The organism is Pedobacter jaeyakensis, from assembly GCF_054461315.1.
This window is the reverse complement of record NZ_CM136921.1, coordinates 3362135-3385636: the sequence shown is the minus strand read 5'-3', so window position 1 is coordinate 3385636 and position 23502 is coordinate 3362135. Positions and strand designations below refer to the sequence as shown.

Here is a 23502-nt window from a genome sequence, read left to right as displayed (position 1 = left end):
TTTATAAATTTAAGGATACAATAACATGATAGATTTAAAAGAATTAGAAGTTTGGTTCATTACAGGTAGTCAGGATCTGTATGGTGAAGAAACGTTGAAGAAAGTTGCAGAACATGCACAAGAGGTCGCACAATCGTTAAGTGAGGCAAGGCAAATACCGGTAAAGGTTATTTACAAGCCGATTGTTAAAAGCTCAGAAGAGATATTTGAAACTTTACAGGCTTCAAACGTGGCTGCTAAATGTATCGGTATAATTACCTGGATGCATACTTTCTCGCCTGCAAAAATGTGGATCAGGGGCTTAAATATTTTACAAAAGCCATTACTGCACTTGCATACCCAATTTAACAGGGATATTCCGTGGAACACGATTGACATGGACTTTATGAATTTGAACCAAAGTGCACATGGCGACCGTGAATTCGGTTTTATGGTGTCGCGAATGAGAAAAGACCGTAAAGTTGTAGTTGGACACTGGCAGGATGAAGAAGTTCTTGAGCAAATCGATACCTGGACAAGAGCCGCGGCCGGATGGTACGACTGGCAAGGTGCTAAATTTGCCAGATTTGGTGATAACATGCGCTATGTTGCCGTAACTGAGGGTGATAAAGTAGAAGCAGAACTTAAGTTTGGGTTCTCTGTAAACACCTATGGTATAGGAGATTTAGTTAAAGTTATTGATGGCATTTCAGAAGAAGCTATTAACGACTTGCTTAAGGAATATGAAGAGTGCTACACCATGTCTGCAGATTTATTGGAAGGTGGTTCAAAGCGTTCCTCAGTTTATGAAGCGGCCAAGATTGAATTGGGTTTGAGGAAGTTTTTAGAGGACGGAAATTTTAAAGGATTTACGGACACTTTTGAAGACTTACATGGCATGATTCAACTTCCGGGCATTGCTGCTCAGCGATTAATGGAGTCGGGTTATGGATTTGCCGGAGAGGGTGACTGGAAAACCACCGCGCTAGTTAGGGCATGTAAAGTGATGGGAGCGGGATTGGCTGGTGGAAATGCGTTCATGGAAGATTATACTTATCACTTCAATCCGGAAAACCCTATGGTATTAGGATCGCATATGCTGGAAGTAGATTCATCGTTAGCAAAAGGCAAACCAAGTTTAGAGGTTCATCCTTTGGGTATTGGCGGTAAATCAGATCCTGCCAGGCTGGTATTCAATGTAGCTGGTGGGGCCGCTCTAAATGCTTCATTGATAGATATGGGAAATAGGTTCCGTTTATTGGTAAATGAAGTAGAAGCTGTGGAAGTTCAAGAGGAATTGCCTAACTTGCCAGTTGCCAGAGTTTTATGGAAAACCCTCCCTGATATGAAAACAGCATGTGCAGCATGGATTTATGCAGGTGGAGCTCACCATACGGCTTACAGTCAGAATTTGACGACTGCCCATCTTCTCGATTTCGCAAATATTGCGGGATTAGAATATGTAAACATTGGACCAGAAACAAATTTGAACCAATTTAGGAATGAACTTCACTGGAATGAGGTGTTCTATAAATAGCTAACCAAATATATAAACGCAGTATGAACAACAGCTTAGTTACTACGGATTACGTAGTTTTTATTATCTATTTTTTAGTCGTTTCCGGGTACGGATATTATGTCTACCGAAAAAGGGAAAAGGGCGAGCACGATGCCAAGGCTTTTTTCCTTGCCGAAGGAACATTGACCTGGTGGGCAATTGGAGCATCACTTATTGCTTCTAATATTTCTGCAGAGCAGTTTATTGGAATGAGTGGTGAAGGTTTCTTTTTGGGAATAGCGGTTGCCGCATATGAATGGATTGCCGCAATTGCGCTGATCATCGTAGCAGTATGGTTTATACCGGTTTACCTTAAGAATAAGATTTATACCATGCCCCAGTTTTTAAAAACCAGGTATAATGAATCCGTAGCGCTAATTATGGCGATATTCTGGCTGTTTTTATATGTGTTCGTCAACCTAACTTCCATATTATACCTGGGTGCAGTTGCCATTAACGGGTTAACAGGTGGCGGTTACTTACACATAATCATGATTGGATTGGCAGTTTTTGCACTTTTCATCTCATTGGGTGGAATGAAAGTTGTGGCTTATACGGATGTAATCCAGGTTGCGGTGTTGATATTCGGAGGATTGGTTACCACCTACATTGCACTAACGGTGGTGGGTCAGAAATTTGGAGTAGGCAGCAATGCGATTGCCGGTTTTAACGTGTTGATGGAGCAGGCTCCGGAACATTTTAAAATGATCATTCCAAAACCGACGGCGAATTCTACACAGAACGAAATCAGTAAGTATCTTACCTTTCCCGGATTGGCATCCTATGTTGCCGGTATCTGGATCATCAATCTAAACTACTGGGGCTGTAACCAATACATTACCCAGCGTGCTTTGGGAGCGGATTTGCAAACTGCGAGAACAGGTATTTTGTTCGCCGGTTTCCTAAAGCTGCTGATGCCATTAATTGTCATGCTTCCGGGTATTGCCGCATTTGTATTGTACAAAAGCGGACATTTGCCTCAATTGATAGGAGGAAAAGACGGTGCGTATTCTGCGGTGTTGACCTTTTTGCCAGTTGGATTAAAGGGACTCTCTGTTGCAGCGCTAACGGCAGCAATTGTTGCTTCGCTTGCTGGTAAAGTAAACAGTATCTCAACGATTTTTACACTTGATGTATATTCTAAGTACTTTAAGAAGGGCACAGATCAAAAAGACCTGGTTTTTGTAGGAAGGGCCACTGTATTTGTAGGGATGATCTTAGCGGTCCTCTTTACATGGAATGACTTGCTTGGAATAGGTGGGGCTGGTGGATTCACGTTTATCCAAAAATATACCGGGTTTATCAGTCCGGGTGTGTTTGCCATGTTTATACTAGGTATGTTCTGGAAAAGGACTACAGGAAGCGCTGCTATTGCGGGTGTGCTAGCTGGTTTCCTATTTTCAGTGTTTTTCAATGAGCTTGCACCGGGCATTCTGGGTAATGATACTTTCCTTTATACAGCATATCCAAATGGAGCTGGTGGATTTGAAATTCCTTTTCACATCTGTATGGGCTTGTCGTTCGGATTCACGATGATCATCATGATTTTGATGAGTTTAGCTGGTCCTAAAATTAATCCTAAAGCATTCGAGCTGGATAAGGGAATGTTTAAGGTGAGTAACTCTACATTGGTTTTGATTGTAGTTACCCTATTGATCATTGCTGCGCTATACGTGAAGTTCTGGTAAAAAAAATACAGCAGTCGCCGGTCCTAATAAATTAGGCCGGCGACTGCTATTTCTCTTAAAGCGTTATTCTTCCTCCTCACCGCCAGTGCTTTTTGATTGCAGGTAAAATGCACCTTTAGTAACCACCTTTGTGGTTTTAGCCAGCTCGTTTAAAGGAGTTACCTGTATAAAACCTTGTTCAGAAATTCCGGTTCTTACTTCTACTTTTGTAAAATGGAATTCGTTATCAGCTCCATTTTTGTTTTCTCCTGACACAGCAAAAATATACTGTTTGCCCTCAGCACTTACAATAGCCTCAACTGGCAGAGAAGGCATCATCTTGCTTCCGGTACTGATTAATGCCGTTACGTACATTCCTGGTATCAAGTTTTTACTCGCTGCGTTATCAATTACAGCGTGTACAATGACGCCTTTTGTTTCATTTTGAAAAGACTTATTGATGCCATTTATTCGTCCACTAATCACTTGGTTTCCTTGATTAGTTAATTGAAAACTTACCTTCTGCCCAATTTTTACAGCCATTAGGTCTTTTTCAAAAACAGTAAGGTCACAATGAATTTTAGAATTGTCTACCACTTCCATAATAGATGTTCCAGGCTGGACAAATGCACCTAGATTGGCGCTGATCTGCCCCACCGTACCGTTAATAGGGGAAATGACAGGAAATTTTGAAATGATTTTTCCTTTTGCAATACTACCTGGCGAAACGCCCAGCTGCTTAAGTTGACTTTCATATGCAACTAATTTAGATTGGTCTGAGTAATAGGTAGCCTGGGCAGATTGAAAGAATTTTCCCGTTCCTGCGCCTGCCTCTTGCAACTGTTTTTGTCGCTCGTATTCGGCTTGTACGTAGGTAAATGCATTTTTGGCCGATAAGTATTCCTGCTGTATTTTGATCAGGTCCTGATTATTGATAATTGCCAAAATTTGCCCCTTTCTAACCTGTTGTCCTTCCAGTACGTCAATCTGCGTGATGATACCCCCGGATAAAATACTTACATCAGCTTTGTTTTGAGGGGGTACCTCCAACTGGCCATTTGCTTTGACAACTTCATCCAGGTTGCGGCTTTCTATACTACCGATTTCTATGCCGACGGTATTCATTTGTGCGGACGTTAATTTGATGCTGCCCTCAATTTCTGATTCCTTAGCTTCGTCGGTTTTTGCTTTAGTAGGCTTATCGTCTGAACATGATGTTAGCATACTCAGTGGGATAAGAAATAATAATGTTAAAGATTTTATATTAAATGTGTTCATGATTAATTTCCTTTGAGGTATTGTAATTGAATAGCCGATTGATTGAGTTGACTCAGGGTTTCAAGATAAGCCAGTTTAGTCTCAACCGCTCCTGAAATATGCTGGATATATTCGATGTATCCTATTTCACCGAGATTGAAAGAAACTTGCGCAATCCTGGATTGCTCCTCGGCAAGCTTAAGTCCGGAATTTAGATAATAGTCGGCCAGTGTTTTATATGTGGAATAATGTTGCAGCTCTTGTTGATAAGCAAGTTCAATTTGAGATTGTACACTTTCCAGGTTCGATTTTGCAATGGCCACCGATAGCTCTTCTGCCTTTATTCTTGCCCTGCCTGCTCCATTAAATAACGGAAAAGCAATGCCCAATTGGAAACCTGCAACGCGGGTTCCGGGAGCGTAAGTCCGGGAGATATTTGCTGGGTTAAATCCTGAAATGAGCAATTGCTGACTATAGCCCAGAGAAAATTCGGGTAGTGATTTGGATTTTTCGACGGAGACTCTTGCACCTGCAACTTTTACATTCTGTAGTTCGATAATAGCCTGTGTATTGCCAGATAGGTTGTTGTTGTCATTTTGGACATCTAAATTCAAGGAAAGACTGCTTTCTCCAACAACTAGCGGGCCTTTAAAATTTAACAATTGTTTTAAAGCAGCCTCACTATTGTTAAGTTCAGCCAGTGCTTTGATTTTTAATGCCTGAACTTCCTGGAATTTTGCCGAAGCACTAATCACCTCCAACTTCGAGGTTTCTCCTGTCTTAAAGCGCAGCTCAGCTTTCTTTAAGAAAGTGCCGTAAATACTATCCTGATTACGAAGAACCCTCATGGTTTCCCTATTGAGAAGATAAATAAACCACGCATTTCTGACATTTCGAATTACATCTGCCTGCGTTGATAAATTTGTTTTTTCTGCCAGAACTGTTTGCTGAACTAACAATTTATTATTGTTTTTGTACAGGCCTGGCCAAGCGATATTTTGTGTAATTCCAAGAGAGTTGTCCATATTACCACCACTTGTTGGATCTTGTGTAAGTAAAAGTTCGGTCTTTGGAATTGCTGTTCCAGATTTTTGAAGGACTCTGGCTTGTTCAATAGCCAACTTTGAAGATCGAATCTGAAGGTTGTTTTTCAAGGCCATATCTACTGCAGTAGCTAAAGTAATTGGCGTTTGCTCCTGTGCATGAACGCTTCCGGAATTGGCAAAGCACAAAAATCCCAGAACCAGAATTGTGATTGCTGATTTTGAGGAGATTATTTTAACTTTTTCTTTTGCATTAAACAATAGATACAGACAAGGAAGCACGAATAGAGTAAGTAGGGTTGCACTCAACAAACCTCCAATTACAACCGTGGCAAGCGGCCTTTGTACTTCAGCACCGGCGCTGGCTGACAAAGCCATTGGCAAAAAGCCAAGCGAGGCCACAGCTGCCGTCATCAATACTGGCCTTAATCTATTTTTTGTGCCTTTGATGACACGCTCATATATATCGTCCAATCCTTCCTCTCTAAGCTGGTTAAAATATCCAATTAGTACAATTCCATTAAGGACAGCAACACCAAACAGTGCAATAAAGCCAACCCCGGCAGAGATACTAAATGGCATTCCTCTTAGGACTAGTGCGGCAATCCCACCTATCGATGCCAGGGGAACAGCAGTAAAAATCAACAGGCTATCCTTTACTGATCTAAAGGTGACATAAAGTAATATCAGGATTAAAATAAGTGCAGCCGGAACGGCTACAGATAGACGTTCTTTTGCAGCTTGCAGGTTTTGAAACTGACCCCCATAAGTCATATAGTAACCACTTGGTAGTTTAAATTCTTTATCTAGTTTTGCCTGAATTTCTTTTACAGTCCTTTCTACATCCCTTCCCCGAACGTTAAAACCCACGTAGATCCTCCTGTTGCCGTCCTCTCTGGAGATCTGCGCCGGAGCGTCTTTAAACTCGACGGTTGCTACTTGATTGAGCGGTACTTTATTGCCAGAGGAAAGCGGCAACAGCAAGTTTTCCACACCGGAAATGTTTTCTCTCAAATCTCTGTTTAACCTTACCACCATATCAAACCGTTTTTCTCCCTCGAAAACGACCCCTGCTACCTGACCAGCGAACGCAGTTTTTAGAATCAGGTTTGCATCCTGAATATTTAAGCCATATTGCGCCATTCTATCCCTATTGTAAGCTACCTGTATTTGAGACAGTCCGTTTACTTTTTCAATGTATGGTTCATTGACGCCTTCAATAGGAGCAATGAGTTTCGCTACTTTTTTAGCCTGTACTGCCAGTATATCAAGATCACTTCCATATATTTTGATGGCAACATCCTGTCTGATTCCAGTCATGAGTTCATTAAAGCGCATTTGCATGGGTTGAGATAATTCCACACTGATTCCAGGGATAATTGCCAGTTCTTCCTCCATCATTTCCATCAGTTCTTCTCTCGTTTTTGCTGAAGTCCACTCAGACTTGGGTTTCATAGAGAGCATCATGTCGCCTTTTTCCATCGGCATGGGGTCAGTTGGGATTTCAGAACTTCCGATACGCGTTACCGCTTGTTTTATTTCGGGAAATTTATCTTTAAGCAGCTTTTCGGCTTTGCCGAATATTTTAACAACTTCTGTTAGCGAGGTACCCTGCATCATTGATATTTCGACAGTAAGGTCGCCCTCTTCCAGTGTTGGAATAAATTCCCCACCCAAATTTGTTGCGACCCAAATGGAGAGTGCAAACATTGCTACAACGATGAGTACAACGAGTTTCTTTACCTTGAGTACCGCAACTAATGCACGGTGATAAATTTTTTGGCAAAACCCAATTATACTGTCTGATACCGTCCTTTTGTGAAGCGTGCTTTTTGAAAGGAATAATGCACTAGCCATTGGAACGTAGGTTAATGAAAGGATGAAAGCACCGATGATAGCAAATACTACGGTTTGGGCCATAGGTTTGAACATTTTTCCTTCAATCCCTACAAGCGCCAAGAGTGGGAGGTATACAATTAATATGATGATTTCTCCAAAAGCAGCACTACTCCTGATTTTTGAAGATGCTTCATATACCGCATCGTCCATCTGTTGTTTACTTAATTGTTTGACACCTGGGAAGAGATTATTTTCTGTAAGCCTAAAAATGATGGCTTCAACTATAATTACTGCACCGTCTACAATAAGTCCGAAATCAATTGCGCCGAGACTCATCAGGTTGCCGGAAACATCGAACAGTTTCATCATGGAGAATGCGAAAAGCATGGAAAGCGGTATAACAGAAGCTACAACCAGCCCGGCACGCCAGTTTCCAAGCAACAGCACCAATACCAGTACTACAATGAGTGCACCTTCCATCAGGTTTTTCCGGACGGTACCGATTGCCCTGCCGACCAATTCTGTTCGATCTATGAAGGGTTCTATGACCACTCCTTCGGGCAAGGACTTTTGAATCTGCACCATTCGTGCTTTAACATTTTTGATCACTTCACTAAAGTTTTCACCCTTTAGCATCAGTGTTACTCCGGCTACGACTTCACCTTCGCCATTACGGGTTACTGCGCCATATCTTGTGGCACTGCCGTACTGAACAGTGGCTACATCGCGAATTAGGATAGGAGAGCCATTGTAATTTTTAACCACAATTTTCCTAATGTCTTCCAAATTCCGGACCTGGCCTAAACCCCTAATGAAGTAGGCATTTTGTTGCTGCTCAATATAGGATCCCCCGGTATTTTCATTGTTCTTTTCCAGTGCCTGGAAAATTTCAGGGATGGTAAGTCCCAAAGAATTTAGCTTGTCGTTGTCAAGCGCAATTTCGTATTGTTTGACAAAGCCACCCCAGCCACTTACTTCTGCTACACCGATAGTGCCGGCAAGTTGCGTTCTTACCAGCCAGTCTTGTAAAGTTCGTAAGTCGGTTGCTGTATATTTGTTTTCATAGCCCTTTTTGGCGTGGAGAACGTATTGATAGATTTCGCCAAGTCCGGTTGTAATTGGAGCCAGCATCGGCTCGCCCAAATCTTTAGGAATTGAGTTTTCAGCTTCTTTTAATTGCGCATTTACCTGCGTACGGGCCCAATAAATATCGACATTGTCATGGAACACGATAGTAATTACAGAGATGCCCGATCTGGAAATGGATCTTTTCTCTGTAATTCCTGAGATATTGGCCATGGCAAGTTCTATCGGTGCGGTTATGAACTGTTCAATCTCCTGTGCACCCAGGCTAGGCGCCTGTGTAATAATTTGAACCTGGTTATTGGTGATGTCTGGCTGCGCATCAATGGGCAAATGGTAAGCAGAATAGATTCCGACCAGAACCAGCGCTAAAGTTGCCAGTCCAATAGTGATTTTGTTCTTAATGGAGAACGATATGATTTTATCAAACATTGATTATAGAATTAATACGTACAAGATTGCCGACTGAAAAATTGCCGGTAAAATTTGAATAGGGTTACGTATTAAACTAGCCGAGGGGGTTGATAGATCTCCATGAACGTATCAGAAATGGCTGGGACTCTGTATTTAGAGAAAGTGCTTTCCATATAGCTGATCACGATGCATTGTTCAGCATGAGCAATAAAATCTCTAGAGACAGAACAACATGCACAACTACAAAATGGAGGACACAGTTCCTGGCCATGTTGCTGATTACCTTTCAAAGGCTTGGTGATAGAAGAGATTTGTGCTGATTTTCTCGAAATATACAACTCATCCTGACATGGCAATACAGTGAGCATGGCAAGATAAACGCTAAATATGAGGATCAGATACTTCATTCCAAGCCAAATGTAAGCAAATTTGGTTTATCTATGATAATAATCAGGAGATCAAAAGCTGATCGGTAAATGGATCAGTTTAGCATCGTACATTGCTTCCCAGAATTTGTGAGGCACAGATTGATTAACCATGTTGATGTTAGTTTTTACTTTTTCAGGTCTTGTCGTATTTAAAGCCACTGCGGCTACCCCTGGTATGTTAAATCCAAAGTCAAAACATGCCTGAGCAGGGTCAATATTAAACTTTTTGCAGATGGCATAAAAACGGTAACGCCAAATATAAAGATTGCTTCCCCAAGTACTGTTCTTATTTACCTTCTTATAGTTATAATGATCACTGCCTATCAGAAATCCGCCGTTAAAAACTGCTGAATTGATTACTAATATACCCTTATTGTGCAATTCGCCAATAAAGTCGATCAAATTCTGAGGATGATCATGAACGGTTAGGCAATTGGCAATCATGACCCAATCCAGCTTTACGTCAGAACAAATCCTTTGAATTACTTTCCAGTCTTTTGAGCCAATTCCTACTGATTTTACTTTTCCTTGATCTTTTAGTTCGAGTAAAGCTTTGTACGCATCTAGGATGTCATTGTATCGCTTTTCTCTTTCTGCAGGATCTTCCGCAGCCAGAAGGTACTCATCAGGATCGTGTACGGAAACCATCTGTGCATGATATTTACCTAAGAGCTGATTTCCCTGCTCAAAGCAGGCTAAAATCCCTTCATAGCTTATTTTTTGTACGGCATCATTTTTTAGGTTTACCCATACGCCTGGCTCAAATGTTGGTTGCTCTGTAAGCAGCTCAGTTTGGAACCAGCCAAGTTTATTACAAATAATAACTTGATCTGGATCTATGTTCAAGGCCTCAAGGCAATAACCAAGTGTTTCCATTGCTAAGCCAGCACCGTATTTTCCTGCAGTATCAAATACGGCTTTTCCCGAAGTATTGAGAATACATTCACGGATAATCTCTTTCTTATTCTCTATTCCAGTGTCTTTATATAGGTTTCCGAGACTGCTCGTGCCGAAGATTACGGAAGGAATTTCTACACCTGTCATTACGTTATTATTTTCTTCCAACATTCAAAATCAAGTTTATAATTAGCTTTGTAAAGAAATGGAGATTTTGAATATCAGTAGACAATTATTTAACATCGTTGTAAGCTATCTTAACTGTAGAAATAAGCAAGCAAATTGATTCTTACAAGCCGGAATAGTAATCATAACCTTGCTCTGCCCAATAGTCTTTTGGTCTGGTGTTGCTGAAAGATATGGTTCCAATTCTTTTTAAATTTTTGATGCCATATTTTACCGGGATAATGAGCCTTAAAGGGGCGCCATGTTCTAGCAACAAAGGTTTGCCATTCATTTCATAGGCTAATATGGTTTGGGGGTGGACAGCGCTTTCCATTTCCAGGCCTACATAATACTCGCCATTTGGGGTTTCTAAACCCATATATTTCTTTTTGACGTTCTCTTCCATATGGTAATGGTCTAGAAAGTCAATCAGTTTTACGCCTGCCCAGTGCTGAATTTGATCCCAACCCTCAACGCATTTAAAATCAAACACCAGTTCTGTTTTGGGCATGGACTTGATTTCGTCGATGCTAATCTTTAATGTGCTTCCATCAGCGTTTTTAACTTTCAGTTGCCATTTATCTGGGTTGAAACCGTCGTCGTCGATTCCAATGGTGCTGTTTACGCGAACATCGGTTGCTGCTTCGGATATTGGATAGGTCTTGACTAAGTGCTTGTTGCTGAAAAAATTCCTGAAAAACAACTCGCTTTTATTGAGTGCTCTTCTAAGAGGGCCCCGTGTGCCTCCAGTAATGTCAGCAATTTCTTCTGGCGAATTGTACAACCATTTCCAACCAACAAACGCACCTGTCCCCAAGGCGAAAAATGCGCCGAAGGAGATAAATGTCCTCCTTTTTATTTGCTGATCAACAGTTAGGGGTTTTCTAACCTTTTTAAGAATGGGATTCTTCATCTTGCTTTGTTTTATTTACAAATGAGGCTTCATCATTTGTAACCTCAAATCCTGAAACCACAGACCTGAAATTATTCCATCCTGCAAGGATTACCTGTACCACATGGATCATAAAAAATAACACATAGCCGATTGTTAAGGCAAAATGGATGATGCGTGCTACATGGTATCCACCAGAAAGCCAGCAAATCCAGTAAAACTGGACGGGTTTATATATTGCCAGACCGGTAAGTACTGAGCCGAAGCCCATTATGATTATGGCAGTATAGGCAATTCGCTGTGCGGCATTGTATTTTTTTTGAGGTGGGATTGTTTTTCGAATGTGAAGATCGTGTAGGAGTACCTGCCAGGCTTCTTTAAAGGAGTTTGTTTTGGGCAGCAATTCTTTCCATGCCCCTGAAAACATAGTATAGGCTACATAGAGGAATCCGTTAATGAAAAAGAACCACATAAAGAAGAAATGGAAAGCCATACCCTCTGCCAGGCGCTTCTTAAGATGAAAATAGTTGTAAAACCATTCTGGGAAAAACTGGAAGATTGTTTTTCCGAAAATTGTTATTCCGTAGGCATCGTTTGCCCAATAAATGAATAAACCGCTCCATATCATTATAGCCAATACCGGGAAGTTTACCCAGTGTGTCCATCGCATTGCTAAAGAATGTTTTTCTTTGATTGCCTTCATAAAATTGATGTTCTTGATGCGGCCCTTATTTTGCCGGTTTTCGTCTCCTGTAAAAAGGCAATAAGTTCTCCCGGGTTTGTTTTGTTGTTGGCCATATTCGTCTCTGCCGTTCCTGTAGTTTTTCCATTTAAAGGAAATAACTGGAAGATATTTACAATTTGGACATGTGTTAGGGTATGCCCTGCATTCTCGCCTCTGGAAACCTCGCTTGACGCCTTCGGCTGAATGTTCGCCAGGACCAATTCCAGACCTTTTGTATCACCGGTTATTTGATATGCTACGGCAACCTTACTGTTTGCTAATTTTGGATTTCCTAATGTAATGGTATTAATAACATCCTGATGAAGACCAAGGTTAATCGCACTGCGTAACTCGCGCTCACTTGATCCTACAAATTCTGTAGTCCCATTAACTACAATTTGGGGCGTGTATATTGTTTTTAGATTCAACCAATCTGCATAATGATTTTGTCTTTTTGAATTTTCCGGACTACTGAACTGGTCTTTCCAACCTAGCCTGTTCCAATAATCAACATGGTAGGCGAGTATATAAACTTGTTGGCCTTTCATTTCTTGGCCAACTTTTGCAATAAGCGCGTCGGCAGGAGGGCAACTGGAACAACCCTCCGAAGTGAATAGCTCGACTACGGCGAAACCATTTTCAATAGCAGATTTCATAGAAGGCGACTTTTCCTCTAATGTGAAAGCTACTAGTATGATCCAGGCAGCTAGTATAGTTAACGAGGTTTTCTTAATCATGAGAAATATTTACCTGCTTAGTCGTATACGTACGTAAAGCCTTACATAAAAATACTTTATTTTTTTTGTAAGGTATGTTGATTTGGTTCGACAAAGGGTTAAACTTTAAAAACAAAAACATGAAAAACCAAAATTTAAGATCACTAGTGGTTAAAGCGTTATTTTCAGCGTTAATCGTTTCTTGCCTATCATTATCTGTACAGGCCACTCCTTTTCAAGACAAAGGGAAAATGGATAAGATGGATAAAATGAAAATGGATTCTGCTAAGCACAGTAAGATGGCGAAGGACAAAATGGCGAAAGGGAAAATGGCTGACAGCAAGATGTCTAAAAGTAAAATGACCAAAAAGAAAATGTAAATTTAAAGTGGCAATGCTAAGGCATTGCCCTTTTTAAAACTCCAAATCATGAAAAAAACACTACTAACAGTGCTTACGCTTGTAATCTTTCAACTTTGCGTAAATGCCCAAACAGGATTAAAAGCGGGACAGCAAGCTCCGCTGTTTAGCGGCACAGATCAGAATGGTAAAACCGTTGATTTGAAGAAAGTCCTCAATTCTAAAAAATCAGTAGTGCTTTTCTTTTACCGTGGGCAATGGTGCCCATATTGTAACAAGCACATTAAAGAACTTCAGGATTCCTTACACCTGCTGACTGGCAAAAATGCTTATGTGATTGGTATCACACCTGAAACAAAAGAAAACATTGGCACTACAATCAAGAAGACAAATGCTTCTTTTTCTATGCTACAGGATACAGACGACAAGATCATGAAGGCTTATGGTGTGGATTTTAGAATGGATGATGATACTTTTGCCAAATACAAAACCTATGGTATTGACCTGGAGGCAAACAATGGCAATAGTCGACATACCCTGCCTGTTCCGGCTACCTATATTATTAGCCCCTCTGGTAAAATAAAATTTGTTCACTTCGATAAGAATTACCAGAAGCGCGCCTCTGTAAAGGATTTATTGGCAGAGCTTTAGCAGCCGTATAATCTAATTTTTCTGCAGCCGGTCGTCGATCTTTTGCTGTAATTGATCTTTAAAAGCCGTGTCTAAATTAATATCCTTATGCTGATCCGCAAAATGTTTACCTACCATTTTGTTGATCAGCATACTTTGTTGCTGGAATATCTTGCAAATAGAACACCCAGCCAAATGTATTTTCAACTCGATCTGTTCTTTTAAAGTGATATTGCTGATCTGCTTTTTTTCAATAAGAAAGGTTGCTTTCCTGCAATTGTATGCTATTTTTTTTATTGGTCCCATTAAAGCCAGTTTTTTTGAAGGCAAGACCTAAGACTCACTTTCGTACGGTGAATGATTACCCAGAAATTAGCTGGAGTTACTTTGAGCTCGGTACAAATAAACTCGGTTGCTTCTTCGTCAATATGTTTCATGCTAAATACTGCCAACCATAGTGAAGGTAGTTTTTGCATACATTTTTGTAGGATTTGCTGGAACTCTTTACTAACAAGATGGTCTTCCTCTACAATGCCAAATTCTTTCGGTCTGTGCTCAGTATTCCAGTGCCCATCTGCAGGATCAAAAAATGCTTCCTGGTCATATGCTGTGTTTTCTGTTCCTGCGTTTTTTGTGAGTCCCGACGATTTTTTACGGTAAATATCTATGATCTTATTTTTTAGTATAGCTGTTAACCAAGTTTTTTCGGAGCTCGCACCTCTGAACTGATCTAGTTTTTCCAGTGCTGCGAGAAAGGTTTCCTGGACCAGGTCGCGGGCTTGTTCCTCATCATTCAACCTGGTGATTGCATAACGGAAAAGATAGTCGGAATAGTTGGCCACCCAATTTAATGGCGAGGCTGTGTATTTGTTTAGATGGATTTGGCTGAGGTTATCTTTCATTGAAATACTTCATAATCGCTAATGTTTTTCATAAAGCGTTTGTCGGATAAAGCGGGGAAACCTTACAAAGTTTTTTTTATCTTAGCAAGATAAGCAGATTTGGAAAGTTTAAATATGAAAAAAGTAACTGGCATTGGAGGTGTATTCTTTAAAAGCGACAATCCGAAAGAGATGAATGAGTGGTACGCCAAAAACCTTGGCTTGCCAACCAGCGATTATGGTGCAACTTTTGAATGGAAGGAAGCTGATGACGCTACCAAAACGGGTTCAACTTCCTGGTGTACTTTTCCGCAGGATACGAAATATTTTAATCCTTCTATCAAGCCTTTTATGATCAATTACCGTGTGGAGAATCTTGTGGGGTTGCTTGAAGAATTAAAAAAGGAAAATGTGACCATCATTGATGAGATTTCTGAATACGACTATGGAAAGTTTCTTCATATCCTCGATCCGGAAGGCAACGTGATCGAGCTCTGGGAACCTAAAGATTAGCGGCTTTTTTCGATTTCGTTAAAAACACCGTTCCACAGATTGATTCGTTGTTTTAACGACTCTTTACTTGATGATTCTGCGTCTAGCCAGTCGCTTTCATTCTTACATAGTTCAGCGGTCATTGCTAACGCTAAATAGCTATGGTGATCACCATCGACTTCAATATGCCTGTCCAGATAATATTTGAACAGCGAGATTTGATCAGGGAATTTTTGATTAAGATCGGTTACAATACTATGAAACATATTTGGGATCAAATCTTCTCTTCCAAATGTGAAGATTGCGGCTTGATTATGTGATTTGCCACTGTGTATCACATCAAAAGTAAAGTTTACAAAATCCCTTGCTTCTTGTGGCGTGCCTGCATCTAAATAGGCTTCGTTGAGAGATTTGCCAGATTTTAATGCTGAAATAAAGTTTGTGATCTCGCTGGTATCTGCCCCGCATTGCTGCATTGCGTCAAGATACATTTCAAAATGACTTTTCTTATCTCCAGAGTAATCGACATCTGACTCTTCGCCTGCTACAATTTCATTGATCAAAGCTCTTGTTGAACCAGAACCAACAGGGAACCAAGGTAATGATGTGCAGGTGAGATTGATTTGCAGCGATTTTAACAATGACATGAAATCCCAGACCGCGTAGACATGGTATCGCATAAAAATCCGAAGATCATCAATAGAATTAATGACCTTGTAGACCTTATGGTTAACGATTTTTTGTTTTATGGGCGTTAAACTTAGCTGTATCTTTTCTATTTCTGCTGACATGCTTTAGTTAAAGCCGCAAAAATAGAAATAAATTCTTAAGCTGGGTCGTCATTAGGATTTTCATAATCGGCATCACCTTCCGATGTACCGGATTTGTTTTCTTCCTCCTGATTATTCGCTCCGTTAGGAACTTTCGTTTCCGTATTGAGATTGGTATCTTTTCCGTCTGCAAATTTGGATTCTCCCGGAGTGTAACCAGTTTCTTTATGTGCTTTAGATTCGTTTTGACCGTTGCTTTCCATAACTTTAATTTTACTCTTATAACAACAAATTGTATAATAAGTTCTTTACAATATAAAGGAGATACTTTGGAACGTTATTTGATTTTCAAACGAACCTGATTATATTTAGACCATCGACCCTATAGAATGCTTGACAAGAAAAAGTACGATTCGGAATTTTGTGGAAGTTTACCCATAAATTTTATTAACTCAATACAGGATTATGGCTATCTACTGGTGCTGGATACTAGCACCTTAAATATAATTCAGGCCAGTGAAAATACAGAAGACTTTACGCAAGTTAAGGTTCAGGATTTGATTGGAATTGACTTTAGTACGCTAATTAGTACAGAGAGCTCAAAGCAGTTAACTCAGCTTACCAGAAAAAAATTATCTGAAAAAGTTCCTTTAAATATTACCCTAAAAGATGGTGCAGCCATTTTCTACGGTTTGTTGCATGTTCAACCTGAATACCTGATTCTGGAGCTCGAAGAGTTGGATGAGCAAAAAGCAAGGAGTTTTATCGAAGTATTTCAGGAAGTAAAGCAAGTCTCCGCTGCCATCGCACATGCGGAGACAATATCAGAAGTTTGCGAACTCACTGTAAACGAGCTTAGAAAGATATCTGGGTTTGATGGTGTGCTGATGTACAAGTTTGATGAAAATTGGAACGGCGCTGTCATCGCTGAAGATAAAGATGAACGTTTAGAAGCTTATCTTGGTCAGACTTTTCCAGCCTCCGACGTACCGAAACAGGCCAGGAATTTGTATTTAAAAAATCCTTACCGACTTATTCCAAACAGGAATTATAAGGCCTCACCATTGTATCCGATCATTAACCCAGTTACCAATAGCTTTACAGATTTGTCTGCCTGTAACCTAAGGGGAGTTGTAGGGGTGCACCTGGAGTACATGAAGAATATGAATATTCTGGCCTCTATGTCCATTCGGGTGATTAGGAATGAACAGTTGTGGGGATTAATATCTTGTCACCACCTCACTGAGAAATACCTTGATTACGAAATATGTTCGGTTTTTGAGTGGCTTTCCGAAGTGATATCCAGTCGCATTTCCCTGATTTTGAACAAAGCAGATTATGAGTTTTCTTCCAGGTTGCAGCATCAGCGCACACAACTGGTGGATCAAATTTATGCTAAAGAAGACATTACCAAAGGATTATTGGAAAGTGAAGACACAGACCTCTTACACTTATTTGGTGCCACTGGTGCTGCAATTGTGTTAAGAGGAAAAACAGAAGTGAAAGGAAATGTTCCAGATAAGAACCAATTGGAAAATTTAATGTTGTGGCTGGAAGGAAGAAACATCAGCGGGATTTATGCCACCAACAATTTAGCTGAGGAATATGATGATGCCCTTGTTTATGCTGAGATTGGTAGTGGGATACTGGTACTACCGATAGACAATTACAAAGGCGATTATATTATTTGTTTCAGGCCGGAAATAGCAGAAACCATCAACTGGGGTGGTAATCCGAATCAAGCCATCAATTTTGAAAAAGATGGCAAATCTTATCATCCTAGAAATTCATTTGCGTTATGGAAAGAAGAGGTAGATCACCATTCGGAGCCCTGGAAGGAAATGGAGATTGAACTTGCTGAATCTTTGAGGGCTTTTTTATTTGAATTTAGAACCAGGCAATTGTATAGTTAATGGCAAACTCCAGGAGATTTGATAAATATATTGTTGCAATTGGCGCTTCTGCCGGCGGTTTGGAGGCAATACATGAGTTTTTTGACCATATGCCTACTAGTTCAAGCTTCTCTTTTGTGGTGATACAACATTTGTCGTCCGATTATAAAAGTCTTTTGGTAGAGCTTGTTGCGAAGCATACACATATGAAAGTTTTTGAGGCTGCAAACGACATGAGTATACAGCAGGATTGTGTATATATTATTCCCAATAATAAATTGATGACTGTAAGCAGAGGTAAGTTGAAGCTTGCAGATAAATCACTCATAAAAGCCCCGAATACGGCGATTGATACTTTTTTACATACGCTGGCAAGTGATAAAAAGGAGAAGGCCATTGCAGTTATACTTTCGGGCACAGGTACGGACGGAACCAAGGGAATCCAGTCTATCAAAGAGTATGGCGGGATGGTCATAGTGCAGGATCCACAAACGGCGAAATTTGATGGTATGCCCAATAGCGCGATTGCATCAGGTAATGCTGATTTTATTGTGGCGCCGGAAAAAATGCACAAGGAGCTTTTTAATTATGTTAATGAAGAGCCCGTTAAAGTGCTTAATAACGGAAAGATAGATGAAGCCATGTTGGACGAAATATTTAAGTTGGTCCACAATCAAAGCGGTAATGACTTCAACCTCTACAAAACACCTACGATCATAAGAAGGATTGGTAGGCGAATGAATGAAAATAACTTAAAAAAATTAGAAGACTATGTGGCGTTTTTACAAGGCAATGAAGCTGAAGTAAAGATATTGGCACAAGATTTTTTAATAGGTGTAACCAAATTTTTTAGGGACAGTGCCGCCTATGACATCCTGGCTGCAAAGATTCTCCCTGATCTTATTGATCAAAAGAAAGATGGAGAAGTTCTGAAGATCTGGGTATGTGCTTGCAGTACCGGACAGGAAGCTTATACCATTGCTATTTTGGTGAATGAGTGTCTAAGGTTGGCACAGCGAAAATTAGATGTTAAAATATTTGCCACGGATATTGATGAAAAAAGCATTGAGATAGCCGGCCGAAACCAATATCCTGATTCAATTGAAGTAGACGTTCCGAAAGCGCTTTTTAAAAGATATTTTGTTAAGGAAGGTAAGTATTACAGCCTGATCCCCACGATTAGGAAGCAAGTGGTTTTCGCTAAACATGACGTGATAAAATCTCCTCCTTTCATTAAAAACGATTTAGTGACCTGCAGAAATATGTTGATCTACATGAACAGCGTATTGCAGGAGAAGGTGCTTTCTACATTTCATTTCTCATTAAATAAGGGCGGGTATCTTTTCCTGGGATCTTCTGAAACGGTTTCTTCTTTAAAGGAGGGATTAACGGAGATTAGTAGTAAATGGAAAATATATCAGAAAACAGGCGTAATTAATTATTCGAATTACCATACCTACAATACAGGAAGCAGGAAGGTTTCGGAGAAAAGTGCGAAAAGAAGCCTGATTGCCGAATCAACTTTGAGTGGAATTGAAAAAAGTTTCAATAAGTTTATTATTGAGGAACTTGGATTTGTAGGTGTATTTATAGACAAAAGCTACATTATACAAGAGGCAATAGGTAACTATCGACAATTTCTTTCTCTGCCTGAATTGAAGATAGAACTCAATTTGTTAAAAATGGTTCCAAGGGATATTTCCATAATATTGAATACGGCAATTAGGAAAGCCTGGAAAGAGCATAAAAAGACTCAGTTAAAAAAAGTCAGGATAAAACATGATTTAGAAGACGTTTTTGTAAATATCTCTGTGCAACCTCCGGATACAGAAACTGGTTATACCATGATCCTGTTTGGAGAACGTGTTACAGAACTTTTGCATGATAAGGACGATATGGTGATGTCATCCTTAACTGATGACCAGCAAAATGAGTATGTGTTTGAATTGGAAGCAGAGCTGAATGAAACCCGCAGTAATTTGCAGTTAGCGGTTGAAGAGATGGAAACCACCAATGAAGAACTCCAATCCAGTAATGAGGAATTGTTATCTGCAAATGAGGAACTTCAATCCAGTAATGAAGAACTTCAGTCGCTGAATGAAGAATTACACACATTAAACACAGAACACCAAGTTAAGATCAAGGAGTTAGGGGAGACGAACGACGATTTGGATAACTATTTTAGAAGTACTGATATTGGTCAGGTATTTCTTGATTCCAACTTGTTCATTAGAAAATTTAATCCTGCTGCAGTAAGTATGGTAAATTTGATTGGTGCCGATGTGGGCAGATCTATAGCCCATATTTCCAATAATATTAAAGCTGATCACTTAACTCAAGATATTAAATCTGTATTGCTCAGCGGCCATGTTGTTGAAAAGGAAGTTCAGCTGAAGAATGGTAAACGAAGTTTGATGCGCATCATGCCTTACGTCAGAAAGGATAAGAAGACAGACGGTGTAGTGATCACTTTTGTGGATATATCCTTAATCACAGAACTTAACAATATAATAAGTGGTGTTTTTAATGCCAGCATGAATGCTGTAATGGCCTTTGTTGCCGTCAGAAACCAGGATCATTTTATTGTGGACTTCAAATGCATCGCTTTTAATGACAAGACCAGGGAATTTCTGAGGAAATCGGAGGAAGAATTGAGCAACTCGCTTATGGTGAAACAGCTGCCTGAACTGGCGAACGGGAATCTATTTTCTAAATACATCAATGTTGTGGAAAAGGGTTCCGTGCTGGAGACAGAGTTTCAGTTGACTGGTGAACAGTGGTATCAAATTGTGGCAGTAAAGATGTCTGACGGCTTTGCTGCAACTTTAACAAATATTACCGAACAAAAAGCATCAGAACGAAAGCTTAAGAAGAATTACAACGAACTGATTTCTGCGAGGGAGACCTTGAAACAGCTCAATCAGGAACTTGAGAAAAAGGTTGTTGAGCGTACTCAGCGACTTTCTGAAAGTGAAGAAAGATTCAAATTGGTATCTGAAGCAACGAATGATACAATTTGGGATTGGAGCCTGGTTAACAACACGATGTGGCGTAGCGACAACTTCAAAAAAATGTTTGGGTACGATCAGCACGAGCGCGATACTAATATCAATTTTTGGTTTGATAAAGTGCATCCTGATGATAAGCTACGGGTTAGGGATGGCGTATATGGCGCCATAAATGGAAAGAAGGATCATTGGACCGACGAGTACCGGTTGATGAAAGCAAATGGAAACTACGCTGTTATTCTGGATAGGGGAAGCATTTTGAGAGATGATTTAGACACGCCCTACAGGATGGTAGGATCGATGATTGATATTACTGAACAGAAAAATGTTGAAGAGAAGCGGAATGCGCTACAGCAAATGGTAACCAAACAGCAGGATGAGTTTTACAGTATTTTTAAAAACGCCCCTGCAATTATCTCAATTAGAAGGGGTCCGGAGCTGAGGTATGAATTTGTAAATAACAGCTTCCTGGAGTTCAATGGTGAAGGAGCGTATATCGGCAAAACCAGTCTGGAGATTAACCCGCAATTGGCAGGTTCTAAGATGCTGGAGATTGAAGCTGATGTGATGAGAACGGGGGAGACTTTCGTTGCTAAAGAGTTTTTAGTTCAGCGTTTGGATGAAGCCTCTCATGTGATTAAAGATTATTGGTTCGATTTTATTTTTACGCCTGTTTACACAGATGAGGGTGAAGTAGACGGAATTGCATTCTTTGGATTTGACGTGAGTGATTTGGTAAGCGCACAGAAGGCTACCCGGGAATTGATGCAGAAGAAGGACGAGTTCATGAGTATCGCCAGTCATGAGTTGAAGACTCCAATTACCAGTATTAAGGGATTCCTTCAGATCGCACTGCGGCTGGCAAATAAGCACGCGGATCTTAATATGCGGGGATATCTGGATAAGGCAAATAGACAGATTGGAAAGCTAACCACTCTTGTTGATGATCTTTTGGACGTAACTAAGATACAAGCTGGTAAAATGCGCTTTAACATCAGCTCGTTTAATATCCATGAGTTGGTATTGGAATGCATTGATGACATTAGAGGAGACGACAATAGTTATAATTTTGTGATCGATGCTGTGGAAAATGAAGTAATCGAAGCCGACAGGCATCGCATTGAACAGGTGATCTGTAACTTCTTATCTAACGCTATAAAATATGCACCTGATGCCAATGAGGTGATCATAAAGGCAGAAATGTTGGAGGGCAAGAATATCAGGGTTTCTGTGCGTGATTTTGGAATTGGTATCCCTGCGGATAAAGCGGAATATGTTTTTGACCGGTTTTTCAGAGTGGAGGAGTCTTCGTTAATGTTCTCCGGGCTCGGTTTGGGATTATATATCTCCTCAGAGATCATAAAGCGACATGGTGGAACGATAGGGGTAGACAGTAAAGAAGATGAAGGATCTGAGTTTTGGTTTCAGATCCCAGTTCGACATCAGCTAGTTATCTGATCCATCCTTCAGGATTTTGAGCTTTTTCCCCTTTCCAGATCTGGAACTGTAAGTGTGGTTTCCCTTCAGAATTGGCGACCACGCCGATCACCTGATTTGTACTTACTTTATCTCCAACTGATACGCTTACTGATTTTAGGTTATGATAAACGGTGTAATAAGCTCCGTGATTTATCAAGATGTAGTATTTCCCGTAAGGACTTCTTACTGATCTGACTACACCATCAAATACAGCATGAACAGAAGCGTTCTCTTCAGGTTCAATATTGATTCCATCATTGTAGTAAATAGCCTGTCCTTCATTGTGCTTTCCAAAACCCTCTGTGATGCGACCACTAACTGGTCTGGGAAGAGCACCTCTGTTGCGTTCAAAATCGGAGGACAGTTTAGTTAGTACTGGTGTAGAGTTGAGGTAGGTAGCACTGGACTTAGGTTTCTCTGGCTCCGGACTTGCTTCAGGGGCAGGAACCGGTGGCGGGACAGGTTTGTTGGCTGCTTTGGCTTTGGCGATCTCTGCAGCCCGTATTTTTGCTTGGGCCAACCTTGCTTTTTCTTCTGCAGCTTTCTTACGAGCAAGTTCTGCCCGTGCAGCTTCTTCAGCTTTCTTTTTTGCGATGGCAATGTCACGCAAAATCGCCGCACGGATCTCACGATCTAATGCAGTTTGTTTTTTTCTTCGCTCTGCAATCCCTGCCTGGTACTGTTTTTCCTGGGCGGTAAATTTATTCAGTGCTTTTGCTTGCTCTTCTTTACTTTGTCCCAGTTTGCTTTTTTCAGACTGTTGTTCCTGCATCAAACTGCTTTTTTCTTTCAGGTTTTTATCCAGGACAACAATTTTATACTTCAGGTCTTTTTCTTTTCCTTCAATAAAGCCAGCCTGCTTTTTCCTATATGTACCAAATTGCTGCAGGTATTTCATTCGCATGTAGGCTTGGTGGAAATCTCTTGCTGCAAATACGAACATCATTTTGGTGTAGGCATTTTGGTTCTTTTGAGCAAAGCGGATCATACTGGCGTACTCCTTTTTGAGCTCGCCCAACTGCCCCTGCAGCGTGCTGACCGTATTCTTATTTTGATGGATCTGACTATCGAGATTCCTTACTTCGGCATTGATCACTTCGATCTTTTCCTGCATAAGGCCTATTTTAGCATTTAGATCATTGATCTGCTTTTGAGTAAGCTTTTTATTGCTTGCTGCTTTATTCGCATTTTTCTGCAGTTGCTGGATCTCTCGCTCAAGCTGTTGCTTTTTCTTCTTTAATTCAACGCTGCTGCTTTGTGCAAAGGCGGCTGTGGCAAACGTCAAAGTAAGCAGCAGGGAGAATAGCAGTTTTTTTAACATCATTGCCG

Annotated in this window: 19 protein-coding genes; 7 read left to right on the top strand and 12 right to left on the bottom strand. The window is 40.4% G+C overall.

The features are described from left to right. The first annotated feature begins 25 nt into the window (after positions 1-25). Entirely contained in the window at positions 26-1516 is a 1491-nt protein-coding gene (araA, locus tag ACXZ1K_RS15105; RefSeq protein WP_458970506.1) for an L-arabinose isomerase, read from the top strand. A 23-nt stretch (positions 1517-1539) separates the two neighbouring features. Then, a complete protein-coding gene (locus tag ACXZ1K_RS15100) occupies positions 1540-3225 on the top strand; it encodes a sodium/sugar symporter (protein WP_458970505.1) in 1686 nt (561 codons plus the stop codon). A 63-nt stretch (positions 3226-3288) separates the two neighbouring features. Here the strand turns inward: ACXZ1K_RS15100 and ACXZ1K_RS15095 are convergent, their stop codons facing one another. The 7 genes from ACXZ1K_RS15095 to ACXZ1K_RS15065 form a co-directional block, all read right to left on the bottom strand. Beyond that, positions 3289-4428, bottom strand: coding sequence for an efflux RND transporter periplasmic adaptor subunit (locus tag ACXZ1K_RS15095; RefSeq protein ID WP_458970504.1), 1140 nt, complete (start codon positions 4426-4428; stop codon positions 3289-3291). 56 nt (positions 4429-4484) lie between these two features. Next, positions 4485-8858: a CusA/CzcA family heavy metal efflux RND transporter gene (locus tag ACXZ1K_RS15090; RefSeq protein ID WP_458970503.1), complete on the bottom strand. Its 4374-nt coding sequence runs from the start codon at positions 8856-8858 to the stop codon at positions 4485-4487. A 71-nt stretch (positions 8859-8929) separates the two neighbouring features. Continuing rightward, positions 8930-9208, bottom strand: coding sequence for a DUF6660 family protein (locus tag ACXZ1K_RS15085; protein ID WP_458973258.1), 279 nt, complete (start codon positions 9206-9208; stop codon positions 8930-8932). Positions 9209-9298: 90 nt separating this feature from the next. Beyond that, entirely contained in the window at positions 9299-10336 is a 1038-nt protein-coding gene (locus ACXZ1K_RS15080) for an aldo/keto reductase (RefSeq protein ID WP_458970502.1), read from the bottom strand. 118 nt (positions 10337-10454) lie between these two features. Continuing rightward, the gene (locus ACXZ1K_RS15075) at positions 10455-11243 is read right to left on the bottom strand and encodes a molybdopterin-dependent oxidoreductase (RefSeq protein WP_458970501.1); all 789 of its coding nucleotides are present in this window, start codon (positions 11241-11243) and stop codon (positions 10455-10457) included. Further along, positions 11224-11925, bottom strand: a complete 702-nt coding sequence (locus ACXZ1K_RS15070) for a cytochrome b/b6 domain-containing protein (RefSeq protein WP_458970500.1) — start codon at positions 11923-11925, stop codon at positions 11224-11226. The genes ACXZ1K_RS15075 and ACXZ1K_RS15070 overlap by 20 nt, the downstream gene beginning before the upstream one ends. Then, positions 11922-12683, bottom strand: coding sequence for a DUF1223 domain-containing protein (locus tag ACXZ1K_RS15065; protein ID WP_458970499.1), 762 nt, complete (start codon positions 12681-12683; stop codon positions 11922-11924). Before ACXZ1K_RS15065 ends, ACXZ1K_RS15070 begins: the two co-directional genes overlap by 4 nt. Positions 12684-12802: 119 nt before the next feature. On the opposite strand from ACXZ1K_RS15065, the gene ACXZ1K_RS15060 reads away from it, so the two are divergent. Together ACXZ1K_RS15060 and ACXZ1K_RS15055 are read left to right on the top strand one after the other, a co-directional pair. Beyond that, a complete protein-coding gene (locus ACXZ1K_RS15060) occupies positions 12803-13042 on the top strand; it encodes a hypothetical protein (RefSeq protein ID WP_458970498.1) in 240 nt (79 codons plus the stop codon). A gap of 48 nt (positions 13043-13090) precedes the next feature. After that, positions 13091-13672 carry a peroxiredoxin-like family protein gene (locus ACXZ1K_RS15055; RefSeq protein ID WP_458970497.1) on the top strand — a complete coding sequence of 194 codons (582 nt, stop codon included), beginning with the start codon at positions 13091-13093 and terminating at the stop codon, positions 13670-13672. Between the two features lie 12 nt (positions 13673-13684). Here the strand turns inward: ACXZ1K_RS15055 and ACXZ1K_RS15050 are convergent, their stop codons facing one another. Beyond that, complete coding sequence (locus tag ACXZ1K_RS15050) at positions 13685-13957, bottom strand: hypothetical protein (protein ID WP_458970496.1); 273 nt, start codon at positions 13955-13957, stop codon at positions 13685-13687. Further along, complete coding sequence (locus tag ACXZ1K_RS15045) at positions 13957-14553, bottom strand: sigma-70 family RNA polymerase sigma factor (protein WP_458970495.1); 597 nt, start codon at positions 14551-14553, stop codon at positions 13957-13959. Before ACXZ1K_RS15045 ends, ACXZ1K_RS15050 begins: the two co-directional genes overlap by 1 nt. 114 nt (positions 14554-14667) lie before the next feature. Here ACXZ1K_RS15045 and ACXZ1K_RS15040 point away from each other — a divergent pair, with 114 nt between their 5' ends. Next, a complete protein-coding gene (locus tag ACXZ1K_RS15040; RefSeq protein WP_458970494.1) occupies positions 14668-15045 on the top strand; it encodes a VOC family protein in 378 nt (125 codons plus the stop codon). Here ACXZ1K_RS15040 and ACXZ1K_RS15035 read toward each other — a convergent pair. After that, positions 15042-15815: a DUF3050 domain-containing protein gene (locus ACXZ1K_RS15035; protein WP_458970493.1), complete on the bottom strand. Its 774-nt coding sequence runs from the start codon at positions 15813-15815 to the stop codon at positions 15042-15044. The genes ACXZ1K_RS15040 and ACXZ1K_RS15035 overlap by 4 nt on opposite strands. A 35-nt stretch (positions 15816-15850) precedes the next feature. Continuing rightward, positions 15851-16057, bottom strand: coding sequence for a hypothetical protein (locus ACXZ1K_RS15030; protein WP_458970492.1), 207 nt, complete (start codon positions 16055-16057; stop codon positions 15851-15853). Positions 16058-16183: 126 nt separating this feature from the next. Here ACXZ1K_RS15030 and ACXZ1K_RS15025 point away from each other — a divergent pair, with 126 nt between their 5' ends. Together ACXZ1K_RS15025 and ACXZ1K_RS15020 are read left to right on the top strand one after the other, a co-directional pair. Next, positions 16184-17707 carry a GAF domain-containing protein gene (locus ACXZ1K_RS15025; protein ID WP_458970491.1) on the top strand — a complete coding sequence of 508 codons (1524 nt, stop codon included), beginning with the start codon at positions 16184-16186 and terminating at the stop codon, positions 17705-17707. Continuing rightward, positions 17707-22152 carry a chemotaxis protein CheB gene (locus tag ACXZ1K_RS15020; RefSeq protein WP_458970490.1) on the top strand — a complete coding sequence of 1482 codons (4446 nt, stop codon included), beginning with the start codon at positions 17707-17709 and terminating at the stop codon, positions 22150-22152. Before ACXZ1K_RS15025 ends, ACXZ1K_RS15020 begins: the two co-directional genes overlap by 1 nt. Here the strand turns inward: ACXZ1K_RS15020 and ACXZ1K_RS15015 are convergent. Beyond that, positions 22145-23497: a murein hydrolase activator EnvC family protein gene (locus tag ACXZ1K_RS15015; protein WP_458970489.1), complete on the bottom strand. Its 1353-nt coding sequence runs from the start codon at positions 23495-23497 to the stop codon at positions 22145-22147. The genes ACXZ1K_RS15020 and ACXZ1K_RS15015 overlap by 8 nt on opposite strands. Between the last annotated feature and the right edge of the window lie 5 nt (positions 23498-23502).

Coding starts and splice junctions, on each gene's coding strand:
- araA (WP_458970506.1), top strand. CDS start 26: ATGATAGATTTAAAAGAATTAGAAGTTTGGTTCATTACAGGTAGTCAG.
- ACXZ1K_RS15100 (WP_458970505.1), top strand. CDS start 1,540: ATGAACAACAGCTTAGTTACTACGGATTACGTAGTTTTTATTATCTAT.
- ACXZ1K_RS15095 (WP_458970504.1), bottom strand. CDS start 4,428: ATGCTAACATCATGTTCAGACGATAAGCCTACTAAAGCAAAAACCGAC.
- ACXZ1K_RS15090 (WP_458970503.1), bottom strand. CDS start 8,858: ATGTTTGATAAAATCATATCGTTCTCCATTAAGAACAAAATCACTATT.
- ACXZ1K_RS15085 (WP_458973258.1), bottom strand. CDS start 9,208: ATGCTCACTGTATTGCCATGTCAGGATGAGTTGTATATTTCGAGAAAA.
- ACXZ1K_RS15080 (WP_458970502.1), bottom strand. CDS start 10,336: ATGTTGGAAGAAAATAATAACGTAATGACAGGTGTAGAAATTCCTTCC.
- ACXZ1K_RS15075 (WP_458970501.1), bottom strand. CDS start 11,243: ATGAAGAATCCCATTCTTAAAAAGGTTAGAAAACCCCTAACTGTTGAT.
- ACXZ1K_RS15070 (WP_458970500.1), bottom strand. CDS start 11,925: ATGAAGGCAATCAAAGAAAAACATTCTTTAGCAATGCGATGGACACAC.
- ACXZ1K_RS15065 (WP_458970499.1), bottom strand. CDS start 12,683: ATGATTAAGAAAACCTCGTTAACTATACTAGCTGCCTGGATCATACTA.
- ACXZ1K_RS15060 (WP_458970498.1), top strand. CDS start 12,803: ATGAAAAACCAAAATTTAAGATCACTAGTGGTTAAAGCGTTATTTTCA.
- ACXZ1K_RS15055 (WP_458970497.1), top strand. CDS start 13,091: ATGAAAAAAACACTACTAACAGTGCTTACGCTTGTAATCTTTCAACTT.
- ACXZ1K_RS15050 (WP_458970496.1), bottom strand. CDS start 13,957: ATGGGACCAATAAAAAAAATAGCATACAATTGCAGGAAAGCAACCTTT.
- ACXZ1K_RS15045 (WP_458970495.1), bottom strand. CDS start 14,553: ATGAAAGATAACCTCAGCCAAATCCATCTAAACAAATACACAGCCTCG.
- ACXZ1K_RS15040 (WP_458970494.1), top strand. CDS start 14,668: ATGAAAAAAGTAACTGGCATTGGAGGTGTATTCTTTAAAAGCGACAAT.
- ACXZ1K_RS15035 (WP_458970493.1), bottom strand. CDS start 15,815: ATGTCAGCAGAAATAGAAAAGATACAGCTAAGTTTAACGCCCATAAAA.
- ACXZ1K_RS15030 (WP_458970492.1), bottom strand. CDS start 16,057: ATGGAAAGCAACGGTCAAAACGAATCTAAAGCACATAAAGAAACTGGT.
- ACXZ1K_RS15025 (WP_458970491.1), top strand. CDS start 16,184: ATGCTTGACAAGAAAAAGTACGATTCGGAATTTTGTGGAAGTTTACCC.
- ACXZ1K_RS15020 (WP_458970490.1), top strand. CDS start 17,707: ATGGCAAACTCCAGGAGATTTGATAAATATATTGTTGCAATTGGCGCT.
- ACXZ1K_RS15015 (WP_458970489.1), bottom strand. CDS start 23,497: ATGATGTTAAAAAAACTGCTATTCTCCCTGCTGCTTACTTTGACGTTT.